A 14,292-nucleotide genomic window follows, 5' to 3' on the forward strand; every position below is an offset into this window, starting at 1 on the left:
GAACCCGCTTCGCGGGTCGGCTTAACTCAGGCGTTAGGCATCATGTCCAGCATCCCACTCGCGGCTATTAGATGGCATGACCTGCCCGCCTCCGACATCCGCATCGCAGAGACAGGCATATCACTGGTAGTCGCTCCGTACAACGAAGCCAGCTGCTCCTATGAGCTGCGTGTTCTTCGCATCACCAACGCACAGACAATCAGCTTCAACATGACCGGGACGGTATCGGCCAAGGACCTTAGCTCCATGGAGATCAGTACCTTCACCTATTCGACTGCACCTTCAGGAAGGATCACAGGCACAATCGGCCTCCTGCCTGGGCAAGCTGGCTTCTGGGAACTATCGTTCTCGGACGCCCAGTGGGAACTAGCTGATGCCTAACAATTCATTCAGGCCGAACGCTGCTTCGCAGCGTCGGCTTAATTCCAGGGTTAGGCGGCAATGATGCGTGTTTGCAAGCATGTAGGACTTGGCCTGATGCTAGTCGGCCTTGCAGGATGCGGGCGACACCTTACTGATAGCGAAGTCCTCAGCTATGCGTCCACTAGCTATGACAAAAGGCTCTACAACCAGCCACCCAAGATCCTAGGTAGTCTGCGGGGCTTCGACGTAGTTGTTGAGTACAAATGCAGTGACATCTGTCCCAACTACACCGTCCGTGTTATTCGGTTCGAGTTGCCCGGCGGCAGTAGCTGCAATGAGGCCGGAGGCCGCTATACCCACTTCGAGCTACCTCCGTTTAGTATGCAGCCCGATGACGGGTACTGCGTTCCCGCCGTACTGCTAGACAACTGGGACCGGTACGTGAAATGAGTTTACCGCCTAACAGTTCATTCAAGCCGACGCCGCTTCGCGGCGCACCTTAATTCCAGAGTTGGCCCTGTGCAGATCATAGAAGCTACCTACCTAGAGCTCGCCATATCCATGTCGGACTTGGTTGTTTACACCGAAGACGACGGCCCGCCACATCCGCATCCCTCGCTTGGGGTGGCGATCGATGCTCTCGGAGTATCACTGGATGTAGTTTCCACTTACTTGCGGTACTTCGATGAAACGGCTCTCGGCGAGGGAGATGTCTTTGCTTATCGCTCGCAAGCAGATCCAAGCAACATTCTTGCATTGGATACCTTTCGTGACCTCACTGACCAGCTAGACATTGTTCAAATTTTCGTCTCTTGCAATCGGAGTTGCTTGCATTTGGTTCGGCAGAATTTTCGCTCAATTTTCGACACAGCCAACTGTAAAGTACGTTACGAAGAAAGTAGCTACTCTCATTTCGGAACCCAGCTTTTGGACCAGGCTACATATCCAAAGATGATCAATGGGTACTTTCAGCATCTGCATTGGGGCTAACAATTCATTCAAGCCGAACCCGCTTAGCGGATCGACTTAATTCAGGCGTTAGGCGGCATGATCATGCATCTAAGTAGCTTCACTAATCTTCGCAACCTTCATGCAGGACTTCTGCTATCTGCCGCTACGCTCGCCGGATGCGCGCACAATTCTCTTGGACTGGAGATAGAATCGAGAGATCTCGCGGCGCAGCTTGGTTTTCCTCTTTGTGACGTATACGCCCCTCTCAGCAAGGAGGAAATTTTCGCTAGCGCTAGACGCATGGGAATCGAGGACATGGAGCACTCCACGGAGTGGGCCAATGTTGCGGCGGCGATCATGCCGGATGACCAGTTCCGCTTGGTAAATTGCCAGAATGGCCGCCGTGTTCACGGCACACGAGGTGGGTACTCGTTTTACGGTCTGTTTCGAGGCAACGAACTTACGTTAAGGTTCGGACAGATGATCAATGACTAGCGGGCGCATGCCGCCTAAAAACTCATTCAAGCCGAAGCCTCGCCGCGGCTTATCTCTAGCTTCATCCAACAGCGACCAACCGGATTGCCATCTAATGAAGAGCTTAATCCTCGCACTATTACTCGTACCTATAACCTCTACCGCCGGGCTTCCGCCGAAAAAGAAGGGCTACGTTCCGGATGAAACGCCAATCGGATACCAATCTGCGGAGGTCGCAGTCTCTGAAGTTCCGAAGCGACCGGACATTCGTGAATGCAGCCAGCTTGCGCCCAGCATGACCAGCTGCGCGACGGACGCTAAAGCTGCAACGAACTGGTGGATATTCCAGCGTGGGCACGAGTTTCATCCAAGTATTGTTCGCCGACGCATCGAGATCAGCGACAATCAACATATTGTCAAGACAGCAGTTCTTTGCGGGTCTTCAACAGCTACGTGTGGGAGGTTAAACCTGATCCTTCGGGCGATGGATGAAAGCAGCTGATGAGGCAGCAACCCAACAAGCCGAAGCCACCTCGCGACGCGGCTGAATTCCGGAGTTAGGGCCAATGAACAGCGTGTCGCGCAAGATGGATAGCAGCATTGCGTCTGCCATCGGATTATTGATGCTACTGACTACATTCGTCTTTGGCGATCCAATCTATGCGGGCACTTGGTACTACTTTCTCACTTGGCTTGGCCTTGTAGGTATTTTGCAGATCGCCAAAGCACCTCCTTTCCTTACAACGGGTGCTGCCTTGGCACTCGCCGCATCCTTCCTTTTCTATTGGGTGTGGCAAGCTTCTTTACCACAGCCCGAAGGTCTGCTTGGTCTCGGCCATTTGCTCTCACTGCCCGGCCTTGGTATTTCCGCTGTCATGGGAGCCATTATCGCCCGCCGGTTTCAGATGACTTCTTGGGCAGCACTCGCTACTGGACTGCTGGCCTGCTGCAGCGGGTTTGCCATTGCCCAGCTCGTTGTATGCCAGTCGATGCTGTACTGCGCTTCACTGTCAGGGCGCCTGTGACAAGCCCCACAGTTCATTCACACCGAATCTGCCTCGTAGCGCAGGCTTAATTCCGACGCCAGACGACGCCTCAAACAGTACAGACGACTGGGGTTTCAACTTTCGCTCTCGGCGACCAAGCTCCCCCCTGCATTCGAATAGACGCATCCGCGAAAACAGATGCAGGCGTGTGCCTCGGCAATCGGCTACCTTAAGAGCCCTTCCCATATCCCCCTTCAAGCGCCGACGCATGCAAGCGATTCCGATGGCTGTTCGAAACAGGCGGTGGTTCAACTACTTCATCTTGTCCACTGCGCTCTTGGCCACGGGCTGCACGGGCGGGAGTGTCCCGGCGAAGAGTCTGGGGGCGGACATCGATGAAGTCGCCGCAACGCTGATTGAGCAGCCATTGCTCCATTCGACCTCGATCGGCGTCGTGTATCGAGGCAAGGAATTCATCCGTCATCGCGGCGACATGGAGTCCGGGAAGCCAAGCCCCCCGACCGATGCGACCCTCTACGAAATCGGTTCGCTGAGCAAGACACTCGCCGGAACCCTGATGGCCAATGCCGTGCTGGAGCGCAAGGTGAGCCTGGACGACGACATTCGGATGTACCTGCGCGAGGCCTATCCGAACCTGCAGTACAAGGGCGAGCCCATCCGCATCCGTCACCTGCTGTCGCATACCAGCGGCCTGCCGAACATGCTGCCGGAACGCGCGAACACGGTGCTCGCGGACTTCACCGATCAGCGCACGCCGCGCGAACTCAATGCCATTTACGCGCACTACGGCAAGGATGATTTCTTCAAGGACCTGCACGCTGTCGAGATCCGCCAGATGCCCGGGAAGGATTACGCCTACTCCAGCACCGGGACGGAGCTGGCGGCGCATGCTCTAGAGACGGTTTACAAGAGCGACTACGAGTCACTGCTACGCAGGTTCTTTCACGATTCTGCGGCGATGGAAGGCCTCAGAATCAGGCTGAGTGATACCGAAGCGCCCCGGCTTGCGGTCGGCTATCACAGCGACAACGCAGCACCGACCACGCCTATGCCGCAGCTACCCTGGGGTGCATCCGGGAACGTGAAGGCGACTGTCCCGGAGATGATGAAGTACCTCAAGTTCCAACTTGCCGGCGGGCCCGTCGTGGCGGAGTCGCATCGTGAACTGGTCAAGTTCGATTCCGAGTTCAGCATCGGCTACTTCTGGAACATCGTCAGCGGCGACCGCTTGAAAGGCGTTTACTACGCGCATCATGGCGGCGTGCCCCGCTCGCAGTGCTACGTCTACATCATCCCGAAGTACGACCTGGGTATATTCATCATCACCAACCAGAGCGGCGACCAGACCGCGCGCGCCATGGAGACGGCGATCGATACCCTGGTCGAGAGAATCGCCTCGCGCGAAGATGCTGCGGGCCTGTCCCGACAGCATTGACAGATCCTGATCTTTTTCCTGCTTAGCGGATTTATTCTGGCGGCCAGGATATGTTGCAGCGCTGCCCAACAGTTCATTCAAGCCGGGCCTGCTTCGCAAATCGGCATGATTCCGGCGTCAGGGCTTACATGGACGTTGTCGTGCAAGAAGGGGGATCGAAGTCGGATTGATCGTCGCCACCTGGATTCATGGAACCACCTCACCAGCGTATGCAACCCGTCCTTTGGGAGACACCTCATGCCACTTGATGCTTCCAGCACTGCCCCTTCGGATTTCGACTTCGTACTTGGCGACTGGCACGTCGCCCACCGCCGCCTGAAAGAGCGGCTGAGCGGCTGCAGCGAATGGGTCGAGTTCGACGGCCGGATGTCCACCCACAAGGTGCTCGGTGGCTACGGCAATGTCGAAGACAACCTGCTCAATCTGCCCGAAGGTGAGTACCGGGCGCTGGCCTTGCGTGCGTTCAATCCACAAACCGGACAATGGTCGATCTGGTGGCTGGATGGCCGTTTCCCGGGGCAACTTGATGTGCCTGTCGTCGGCCAGTTCCACGATGGCGTCGGCACCTTCCTGGCGGACGACACGCTCAACGGCATTCCGATCAAGGTCCGCTTCCTCTGGTCAGCCGTGAATGCCGATCATCTGCATTGGGAACAGGCATTCTCGGATGACGAAGGCGTCAGCTGGGAAACCAACTGGACGATGGATTTCTCGCGGAACTGAAGCCGATGGCAATGCCGTGTTGCCGAACCGAACTGGGACTCAGCCGCCCTGCTCGTCACTTCGGCACCACCCCGTTCCCGCACCGCGCGGAAAGCCCCTGCCCTCCTTTCGCATTGAAACCGGCATACAGACAACCACCTGCCAACAGCAGGCATTGAGCGACAGGTTCTGTGGTCGCCGGGCCATCGTTGACAGCCAACGCTGGCATGAGCATCTTGCACGTCCACCTCTGGAGACACGGATGCCCGCCGCTGTGCGCACTACATTTTCCATCCTGCTCGCCCTGCATTCCGCATCGGCATTGGCGGCGCCAAGCGCCGAGCCCATCCGCGTCAGCTATACCGAGCAGGAGCGAGCCTACGGCTTCGCATTCACACCACCTGCCGGCAAGGGCTGGAAACAGGATAAATGGGGCAGCGGGAACGTCAGCGTTGATTTGAACGCCGGCTCGACTACCGATAGCCGAAAGATCGAGGCCTACATGACGCGGCCGGACGTTCCCATCGCCCCCATCGGTGGCTACATCGAAAACATCAAACGCAAGCTTGAACGGGACTTCTCGAACAGCCCCGTTGCCAGCATCAGCAGCCTGCAGGTAAGCGAGTACGCGGCGGATAAGCGCTGCGCCCGGATCCACATGCTGCTCCAGCTGCGGGAACCGGCCGCCGATGGGCAACGGCAATGGGCCGAGCAGTACACCTTGTCCTGCGGTTCGCTGCGTTACGACGATGTTGGCTACGAGCTGCGTTACTTCCACCGCTACGTTGATGCGCGCCGCGACCCTCAGCTGGAGGCAAAAGCCAGCCAGGTGCTTGGCAGCATGGTGATCGAGGAGAACTGAAGTCGCTGCGCCGACATTCATCGATTGAAACCCCGGTCTGCACGCATTGCTGTCCGGAGGAATTACGAGTGGTTGGCGGCAAGGAGTAGATCCGACTATCGCGGAACTGTAGGAGCGGCGTAAGCCGCGAAGCCGGCGATGCGACCGCACGCGGGGCGCCTGCAATTGCAGTCATTCCGGCCACTGAAACGGCAATGGCTTCGCGGCTTACGCCGCTCCTACAGGCCTCTGGGGCGCCACGTTGTCGCGTTGAGAACCAGCAGCACCGTCACTGCACGCTGAAGAAGCCTGCCAGCCACACAGCCTGCCAAGCACGCCGGAAAAACAACAAGGGCGCCATGGGCGCCCTTGTCGGTCACGAGTCGCCAGGTTCAGCACTCAATGCGTGCCGGCAGCATCCTTGGCAGCGGTGCCCAGCTCACTGGCCAGGTTGCGCTTGTAGGTATCGAAGTCGATGCCCTGCTCGGCCACTTCGGCGTGCGCGGCGTCCTTGAGTGCATCCGAGTACATCAGGCGCACCGGGGTGTTGTTGTTCTCGTGCCATTCGGCGGCCTGCATGATCAGCGCCAGCACACGCGCAGCGCTGGTGGTCTCACCGGCGATCTTGCCGTCCATGCCCAGCACCCATTCGCCTTCGCGGCGGACAATGCCGGCCAGCAGCGTGCGCTGCTGGTCACGCAGTTCGGCATGCGGCTCGACCTTGGCCTTCGGCGCCGGATTGGCTTCGGCCTGGTTGCGGGCGCGCTCGGCCAGCTTCTTCTTCGCCTCGCGGCGGCCCTTGGATTGGATCGACATCGGTATCTACTCTTGAATCGCCGCCGGTAAAGGCAGCCAACGGGGATATTGTCCCTTATCGCGGTGACGGTGCAGTCAGGGAACCTGAGCGGCGCGGATGGCACGCTGGCTGTTGCGCTCCCATTTCCACATCGCCCAGCTCGCCAGGCCGAACACTCCCGCGCCGATGGCCAGCAGCAATCCACTGCGGCTGAGCAACGGCGACAACACGCCAGCGATGATGGAATTGGTCAGCAGCGTGCTGAACGCCTGCATCGATGACGCCGTACCGCGCTGGCGCGGGTACATGTCGAGGATGGCCAGGCTCAGGATCGGGAAGATCAACGCCACGCCAAAGGCATTGAGCGTCAGCGCCAGCACTGCCCAAGGCACGGCCAGTTCGGTCGCCAGGGCGTTGTAGCCGATGTTGTAGAGCGTGGCCACGGCAATGAAACCGTAGCCGATGCGCACCGCGCGGGCACCATCGATACGGCCGGCAGCGCGGCCGGATGCATAGGCACCGAGCGCCATGCCGCCGATGGTGGGAATGAACAGCCACGCAAACTGCCGTTCGTTCAGATGCAGCAGATCCAGCACGAAGGCGGGCGCCGAGGCGATGTAAAGGAACAGGCCGCCGAAGCCCAGCGAACCGGCCAGGGCCAGGCGCAGAAAGCGCGGATTGAGCGCAATGCCCACGTAGTCCCGTGCCAGGCGGCCCGGATGCAGGCTCAGGCGGGCATGCTGCGGGTGGGTTTCCGGTAGCCAGATGCAGGTGATCAGCAACAGCGCGGTCGAAAACGCCACCAGGAACCAGAAGATGCCCTGCCAGTTGCTCCAGCCCAGCAGCCAGCCACCGATGATCGGGGCGATGGCCGGCGCAATGGAGAAAATCATCGAAACCTGGCTCATCAGCCGCTGCGCATCGTCGCCGTCGTACAGGTCGCGGATGACCGCGCGGCCGATGATGTAACCGACACCGGCCGACAGGCCCTGCAGGCCACGGAACAGCAGCAGCGTGGCCATGTCGGTGGCCAGCGCGCAGCCGATGGAGGCGCCGATGAACACCACCAGCCCGCCGATGATCACCCGCTTGCGGCCCAGCGCGTCGGACAGCGCGCCGTGGACTAGGCTCATCAGCGCGTAGGCCAGCAGATAGACGCTGATGACCTGCTGCATGGCCAGTTTGTCGGCACCCAGCTGCGCGCCCATCTGTGGGAACGCCGGAAACACCGCGTCGATCGCGAATGGCCCGAACATCGACAGACCGCCCACCAGCACGGCGATCCGGCGCAGTGAAACCTGTTTGCTAGCTTCCATGAGTTCCTGTGAAACAACGCGCGACAGCACCGGACGGAATGCCGATGCAGGTGAAAACATAAATGAACAGGGCCGGCACCTGCGCCGGCGTGCGACCATGATGCGGCAATTTGTCCGGACAATCACCCGCTTCAGTCAGCGGACCCGGCAGCCCAGCCGCCTCGCGCGCCACACGCGACCTGAAGCGTGGGCCGGACATGGTAATCCAAGCCGGTGAACAGGTCTGCACCGGGCTATAATCGCGCCGCTGTACGAACACGGTGGGAGAAGCGGTTCACCCCGCTGCCGAAGGCGCAAACGCCCGTAAATCGCTCAGGCCCGATACCACCTGCAACAAAACTCTGGAGAGACCGGTTCACTCCGGCGCCGAAGGTGCACGAAGCGCACGATCCTCGTCGCGTCGCTTCCAAACTCTCAGGCAAAAGGACAGAGGGGCGCGAGGTAAGCCACCGGCTTGCCGGCTGTGGTGCCGCGTGCGCGGCGCCCTGACGGCACCGGGGCTACCTGGCTCACCGCCCCTGCCCGCACGCCTTCTCCGGACGTCAGCCATGACCCAGAACACCCCTTCGCTGCGCGAACTCGAACACTCCACCGCGTTCGTTGACCGCCACATCGGCCCCAACGATGCCGAAATCGCGCAGATGCTGCGCACCGTTGGCCATGATTCGCTTGAAGCGATGACCGACGCCATCGTGCCGGGCTCGATCAAGTCGCCGGCGCCGCTGGCGCTGCCCGAATCGCTCACCGAAGTGGAAGCGCTGGCCAAGATCCGCGCCATCGCCAACAAGAACAAGGTGCTGCGCACCTTCATCGGCCAGGGCTATTACGGCACCCACACGCCGAACGTGATCCTGCGCAACATCCTGGAAAACCCGGCCTGGTACACCGCCTACACCCCGTACCAGGCGGAAATCTCGCAGGGCCGCATGGAAGCGCTGATCAACTTCCAGACCCTGGTTGCCGACCTGACCGGCATGGAAATCGCCAACGCCTCGCTGCTGGACGAAGCCACCGCCGCCGCCGAGGCAATGACCCTGGCCAAGCGCTCGGCCAAGTCCAAGTCCAAGCTGTTCTTCGTGCACGACGCCGTGCACCCGCAGACGCTGGAACTGCTGCGCACCCGCGCCGAGCCGATGGGCATCGAGCTGCAGATCGGCACTCCGGCCGAAGCGATGACCGCCGACGTGTTCGGCGTGCTGCTGCAGTACCCGGACACCACCGGCCACATCGGTGACCACAAGGCGCTGGTCGATGCCATCCATGCCCGCCAGGGCCTGGTCGCCGTCGCCACCGACCTGCTGGCACTGACCCTGATTGCCGCTCCGGGCGAATGGGGCGCGGACATCGTGGTCGGCAACAGCCAGCGTTTCGGCGTGCCGTTCGGCTTTGGTGGCCCGCATGCGGCCTTCATGGCCTGCCGCGATGCCTACAAGCGTTCGATGCCGGGCCGCCTGATCGGCGTGTCGGTCGATGCCGAAGGCAAGCCGGCCTACCGCCTCACCCTGCAGACCCGCGAGCAGCACATCCGCCGCGAGAAGGCCACCTCCAACATCTGTACCGCCCAGGTGCTGCTGGCGGTGATGGCTTCGATGTACGCCGTCTACCACGGCCCGGAAGGCCTGCTGCGCATCGCCCGCCGCACCCACCGCCTGGCCGCGATCCTGGCCAGCGCACTGCGTACCGCTGGCGTTGCGGTCGGCAATGACTTCTTCGACACCCTGCACATCACCGGCGTCGACGCCGCTGCGGTGCAGGCCAAGGCCGTGGCCGCTGGCATCAACGTGCGCGTGATCGATGCCGGCTCGGTCGGTATCAGCCTGGACGAAACCGCCACCCGCGCCGACATCGTCGCGCTGGGCCAGCTGTTTGGCGCCACGCTCGATGTGGACGCACTGGATGCCGTCACCGCCGACGCACTGCCCAAGGGCCTGCTGCGCACCAGTGAGTTCCTGACCCACCCGGTGTTCAACACGCACCACAGCGAGCACGAGATGCTGCGCTACCTGCGTTCACTGGCCGACAAGGACCTGGCGATGGATCGCACCATGATCCCGCTGGGCAGCTGCACCATGAAGCTCAACGCCACCGCCGAGATGATCCCGGTGACCTGGCCGGAGTTCGCCAACATCCACCCGCTGGCACCGGCCGACCAGGCGCAGGGCTACAAGGAACTGATCGACGGCCTGGAAGCGATGCTGGTCGAATGCACCGGCTATGACGCGGTGAGCCTGCAGCCGAACTCCGGCGCGCAGGGCGAGTACGCCGGCCTGCTGGCCATCCGTGCGTATCACCAGTCGCGCGGCGAAGGCCATCGCGACATCTGCCTGATCCCGGATTCGGCGCACGGCACCAACCCGGCTTCGGCACAGATGTGCGGCATGACCGTCGTCGTCACCAAGACCGATGCCAACGGCAACGTCGATGTCGATGACATCCGCCTCAACGCCGAGAAGTACAGCAACCGCCTGGCCGCGATCATGATGACCTACCCGTCCACGCACGGCGTGTTCGAGGAAGAGGTGGTCGAGATCTGCGAGATCATCCACAAGCACGGCGGCCAGGTGTACACCGACGGTGCCAACATGAACGCCCTGGTCGGCGTGGCCAAGCCCGGCAAGTGGGGCTCGGACGTATCGCACCTGAACCTGCACAAGACCTTCTGCATCCCGCACGGCGGCGGCGGCCCGGGCGTTGGCCCGTGTGCGGTCAAGTCGCACCTTGCCCCGTTCCTGCCGGGCAAGCTGGGTGACAACGGCCCGGTGGGCATGGTCAGCGCGGCCAGCTTCGGCAGCGCCTCGATCCTGCCGATCAGCTGGATGTACATCACCCTGATGGGCACCGGCGGTCTGCGCAAGGCAACCCAGGTGGCACTGCTCAACGCCAACTACATCGCCACCCGTCTGGCCCCGCACTACAAGACGCTGTACACCGGCCGCAACGGCCTGGTGGCACACGAGTGCATCCTGGACGTGCGTCCGCTGGAAAAGACCTCCGGCATCGGCGCCGAGGACGTGGCCAAGCGTCTGATCGACTTCGGCTTCCACGCCCCGACCCTGAGCTTCCCGGTTGCCGGCACGCTGATGGTGGAACCGACCGAGAGCGAATCGCAGCATGAGCTGGACCGTTTCATCGACGCGATGATCCAGATCCGCGAGGAAATCCAGGCCATCGAAGATGGTCGCCTGGACCGCGAGGACAACCCGCTCAAGCACGCCCCGCACACCGCTGGTGCGGTGTCGGCCAGCGAGTGGACCCACGCCTATCCGCGTGAACTGGCTGCCTTCCCGCTGCCGTCGCTGAAGCTGCAGAAGTACTGGCCGCCGGTGGCACGCGTGGACAACGTGTACGGCGACAAGAACATCATGTGCGCCTGCATTCCGGTGGATGCGTACAAGGAAGATGTGGAGGCCTGATCGGCTTCACGCATTGACTTGATGTGATGCAAAGAAAGCCAGCCGGTGCGAACCGGCTGGCTTTTTGTTTGGGCGTTGGGGTTGAAAGCTGAAAGCTAGAAGCTCCCCTCACCCCAACCCCTCTCCCGCAGGCGGGAGAGGGGCTTTAAAGCAGCAATTACTGGCAATGCCTCAACTTGCGTAGAACTAAGCCCTTCTCCCGCCCGCGGGAGAGGGGTTGGGGTGAGGGCTGCCTCCCCGAAGCGCCTCAGTATCCGTTCTTCCTCAACCACGCATCCACCTGCGGCTTGCGCTCACCGCGCAGACGCACGCGCGTCTGGATGCCGGCGATCACCGTCTCGGCATCACGCCGCGATGTGGCGGCGATGTACTTGTCAGCGAAGGCGTTGATCTTGTCGACCATCTGCAGGTTGTCCGCAGCTGCGCCCAGCCCCGGGAAGTAGCCCGCGCGCGAGGTACCGTCCACCAGCGTCTCTACCTTCTCGCGGTGCGCCACTGCGAAGTCAAAGGCCATGTCCGGATGCTCGCGCGATACGCCGCCGATCATGCCCGCCCCATTGGTCGCGCCCGGTTCGTCGGTCAGCGCCATGTCCAGCGCACGCTGTGCCAGGGCCTTGTCCTTGCCCACCGCCAGCAACTGGTAGTACTGGTCACGAACCATCGACGAGGTTTCCTTCTTCGCCAGGGCGTGCAGTTGCTCCCAGGTCTTCGCGTCGGCATGCCGCGCCACCACACCCAGCACCGTGCGCCGCAGTTCCGGCGAAAGCGATTCGGGCTTGACCAGGAAGGCGTCGAAACGTCGACGCGCCTCTGCGATCACCTGCGGGTCATCCATCGCACCGAGCATGCCGATCAGGCTGCTGCGCAGCTGCCGTGCCTGCGCCGACTCACCTTCGCGGTCATCCCAACCCAACGATGCAAGCACCGGCTGCAGGCGGGCGTAGGCGTACTTGCGGAATGCCGGCTGTCGCGACGCATCGCCCTCGAACAGATCGTCCAGGCTGCCCAGCGTGCGCGTCACGCGCTGCCACAGGTCCGGCGGTGCATCGCCGGCCACCTTGGCGGTGAGATCCAGCGTATCGGCTTCTGGCTGCAGGCCCACGGCGGCCAGCGCGCTGGCATCCATCATCACGCCCAGCTGGTCCACCACCGGCAGGCGTTCGAAGCCCTCGCTCAGTGCCTTGAACTGCTCCGGCGAATACAGCGTGCGGTAGTAACCCTTCTGCCCGGCGTTGACCAGCACCGGCCCGGCGCAACCCGGCAGGTCAACGGTGGCGTTGCCGTCGACCAACGTACGCACGTCCTTGCCGTCGGCGCCGCGCAGCGTCACCGGCACGCGCCAACGCAGGGGCACCTTGTCCTTGCGGTCGATGGTGTACTCGCCCTGCTGCAGGCTCACCCGGGTACGGCCATCAACGCACACGCTGCTGCTGCGGATCAGCGGGATACCCGGCTGCAGGGTGAAGTCATGCGCCACCTGCACGAACCGCTTGCCCGGCGCGGCCTTGTCCATCTCGCGCCACAGGTCGTCGGTGACCGCATTGCCGTACGCATGCGCCCGCAGATAGCTGCGCACGCCGTCGCGCCAGGCATCGGCGCCCACGTAATCCTCGAACATGCCGATCACCGCCGCGCCCTTGCCGTAGGTGATGCCGTCGAACGCCTGGCTGGCCTGTTCCACCGTGGCCACGTGCTGCACGATCGGGTGCGTGGTGGCCATCGCATCGCGGCCCATCGCGCCCCGGCTGGTCAGCGCCGCATCCACATTGTTCAGATCCCACTCCGGATGCAGCTTGCGCGTGGTGCGCCCTTCCATCCAGGTGGCGAAGCCTTCGTTGAGCCACAAGTCGTCCCACCACGCCATCGTCACCAGGTTGCCGAACCACTGGTGCGCGATCTCATGCGCGGCAATGCTGAAAACACCTTGTTTGTCCGACACGCTGGACACGGCGGGGTCCAACAGCAGGGCGTACTCGAAGGTGAAGATCGCGCCCCAGTTTTCCATCGCGCTGAAGAACTGGCTGCCACCGGGCGCGGCCACATTGTCCAGCTTGGGCAGCGGATAGGCCACGCCGAAGTAGTCGTTGTACTCACGCATCACATCGCGACTGGCTTCCAGCGCGAAGCGTGCCTGCTCGACCTTGCCGGTCTGCGCGATCACGCCGATCTCGGTGCCGTTGTCATCCTTGACCGTGCTGCGTTCGAACTCGCCGGCCGACATGAACAACAGATACGTCGACATCTTCGGCGTTGTCTGGAACACCACCTGCTTCAGCCCATTGCCCAGCTCGCGCGTGCTGGTGGCCGGCATGTTGCTCACCGCCATCTGCGCGCTGGGAACGTTGAGGGTCAGATCGAAAGTAGCCTTGTAGCCCGGCTCATCCCAGGACGGAATGAAGCGGCGCGCATCGGAGTTCTCGAACTGGGTGAACAGCGCGCGCTTCTTGCCGGCCTCGGTTGGATAGTCCAACGCGAACAGGCCGTTGGCTTGCGTGTTGATGATGCCGGTGTAGTCGGCAGCCAACGTATAACGGCCCGGCGCCAGCGGCTTGTCGAAGGCGAAGGTGGCTGTCTGGTTGGCTTCGTCCAGGCTCACTTTCGCGATGCTCGGGCCACCCTTCGCTGCACTGGTGATCTGGCTGTTGCCAAACGTCAGCGCCGCCGCCTGCAACACAATGCGGTCGGTGGCCGACAGCACCTCGATGTCGATGCTGACCTTGCCGTCGAAACGCATCTGTTCGGCATGCGGCGTGACTTCCACGCGGTAGTGCAGCGGCTTTGCCGTTCGCGGCAACTGGGTGGTCACTTCCACCGCACCGGAGGCTGCCGGCGCGGGTTGTGCGAAGGCGGGAATGGACACGGCACTGGCGGCCAGCGCCAATGCGATGGCTGCAGCGAGGGAACAACGCATCGAGCTTCTCCTGGGTGGACGGAATCGAATGGACCATCGACAAGCATCCGATCATCTGCCCACCCCACTGCTGCTGACAGCGC

The 14,292-nt window shown here is 62.0% G+C and carries 10 protein-coding genes and 1 riboswitch; of the genes, 7 read left to right on the forward strand and 3 right to left on the reverse strand.

Annotation, left to right across the window (positions count from 1 at the left end; all coding sequences use genetic code 11):
- Positions 1–42: 42 nt before the first annotated feature.
- The 6 genes from LR961_RS12275 to LR961_RS12300 all read left to right on the forward strand — a co-directional run bounded on the left by LR961_RS12275 (position 43) and on the right by LR961_RS12300 (position 5,794).
- The gene (locus tag LR961_RS12275; protein WP_232149583.1) at positions 43–381 is read left to right on the forward strand and encodes a hypothetical protein; all 339 of its coding nucleotides are present in this window, start codon (positions 43–45) and stop codon (positions 379–381) included.
- A gap of 1,522 nt (positions 382–1,903) precedes the next feature.
- Positions 1,904–2,290, forward strand: coding sequence for a hypothetical protein (locus tag LR961_RS12280; RefSeq protein WP_232149584.1), 387 nt, complete (start codon positions 1,904–1,906; stop codon positions 2,288–2,290).
- 64 nt (positions 2,291–2,354) lie between these two features.
- Complete coding sequence (locus LR961_RS12285) at positions 2,355–2,813, forward strand: hypothetical protein (RefSeq protein ID WP_232149585.1); 459 nt, start codon at positions 2,355–2,357, stop codon at positions 2,811–2,813.
- Positions 2,814–3,042: 229 nt separating this feature from the next.
- A complete protein-coding gene (locus LR961_RS12290; protein ID WP_232149586.1) occupies positions 3,043–4,230 on the forward strand; it encodes a serine hydrolase domain-containing protein in 1,188 nt (395 codons plus the stop codon).
- A 237-nt stretch (positions 4,231–4,467) separates the two neighbouring features.
- Positions 4,468–4,953 carry a hypothetical protein gene (locus LR961_RS12295; RefSeq protein WP_232149589.1) on the forward strand — a complete coding sequence of 162 codons (486 nt, stop codon included), beginning with the start codon at positions 4,468–4,470 and terminating at the stop codon, positions 4,951–4,953.
- Positions 4,954–5,194: 241 nt separating this feature from the next.
- A complete protein-coding gene (locus tag LR961_RS12300) occupies positions 5,195–5,794 on the forward strand; it encodes a hypothetical protein (RefSeq protein WP_232149591.1) in 600 nt (199 codons plus the stop codon).
- A gap of 378 nt (positions 5,795–6,172) precedes the next feature.
- Here LR961_RS12300 and LR961_RS12305 read toward each other — a convergent pair whose 3' ends face one another.
- Both LR961_RS12305 and LR961_RS12310 read right to left on the reverse strand, forming a co-directional pair.
- Positions 6,173–6,589, reverse strand: coding sequence for a hypothetical protein (locus tag LR961_RS12305; RefSeq protein WP_232149592.1), 417 nt, complete (start codon positions 6,587–6,589; stop codon positions 6,173–6,175).
- A gap of 75 nt (positions 6,590–6,664) precedes the next feature.
- The gene (locus LR961_RS12310) at positions 6,665–7,885 is read right to left on the reverse strand and encodes a multidrug effflux MFS transporter (RefSeq protein WP_232149593.1); all 1,221 of its coding nucleotides are present in this window, start codon (positions 7,883–7,885) and stop codon (positions 6,665–6,667) included.
- Positions 7,886–8,216: 331 nt separating this feature from the next.
- A riboswitch (glycine riboswitch) is annotated at positions 8,217–8,325 on the forward strand.
- Positions 8,326–8,433: 108 nt separating this feature from the next.
- Between LR961_RS12310 and gcvP the strand changes: the two genes are divergently transcribed.
- Positions 8,434–11,298, forward strand: a complete 2,865-nt coding sequence (gcvP, locus tag LR961_RS12315; protein ID WP_232149594.1) for an aminomethyl-transferring glycine dehydrogenase — start codon at positions 8,434–8,436, stop codon at positions 11,296–11,298.
- Between the two features lie 247 nt (positions 11,299–11,545).
- Here the strand turns inward: gcvP and LR961_RS12320 are convergent, their stop codons facing one another.
- The gene (locus tag LR961_RS12320) at positions 11,546–14,209 is read right to left on the reverse strand and encodes a M1 family metallopeptidase (protein ID WP_232149596.1); all 2,664 of its coding nucleotides are present in this window, start codon (positions 14,207–14,209) and stop codon (positions 11,546–11,548) included.
- Positions 14,210–14,292: the final 83 nt, after the last annotated feature.

The organism is Stenotrophomonas sp. SY1 (assembly GCF_021202945.1).
GTDB lineage: Bacteria > Pseudomonadota > Gammaproteobacteria > Xanthomonadales > Xanthomonadaceae > Stenotrophomonas.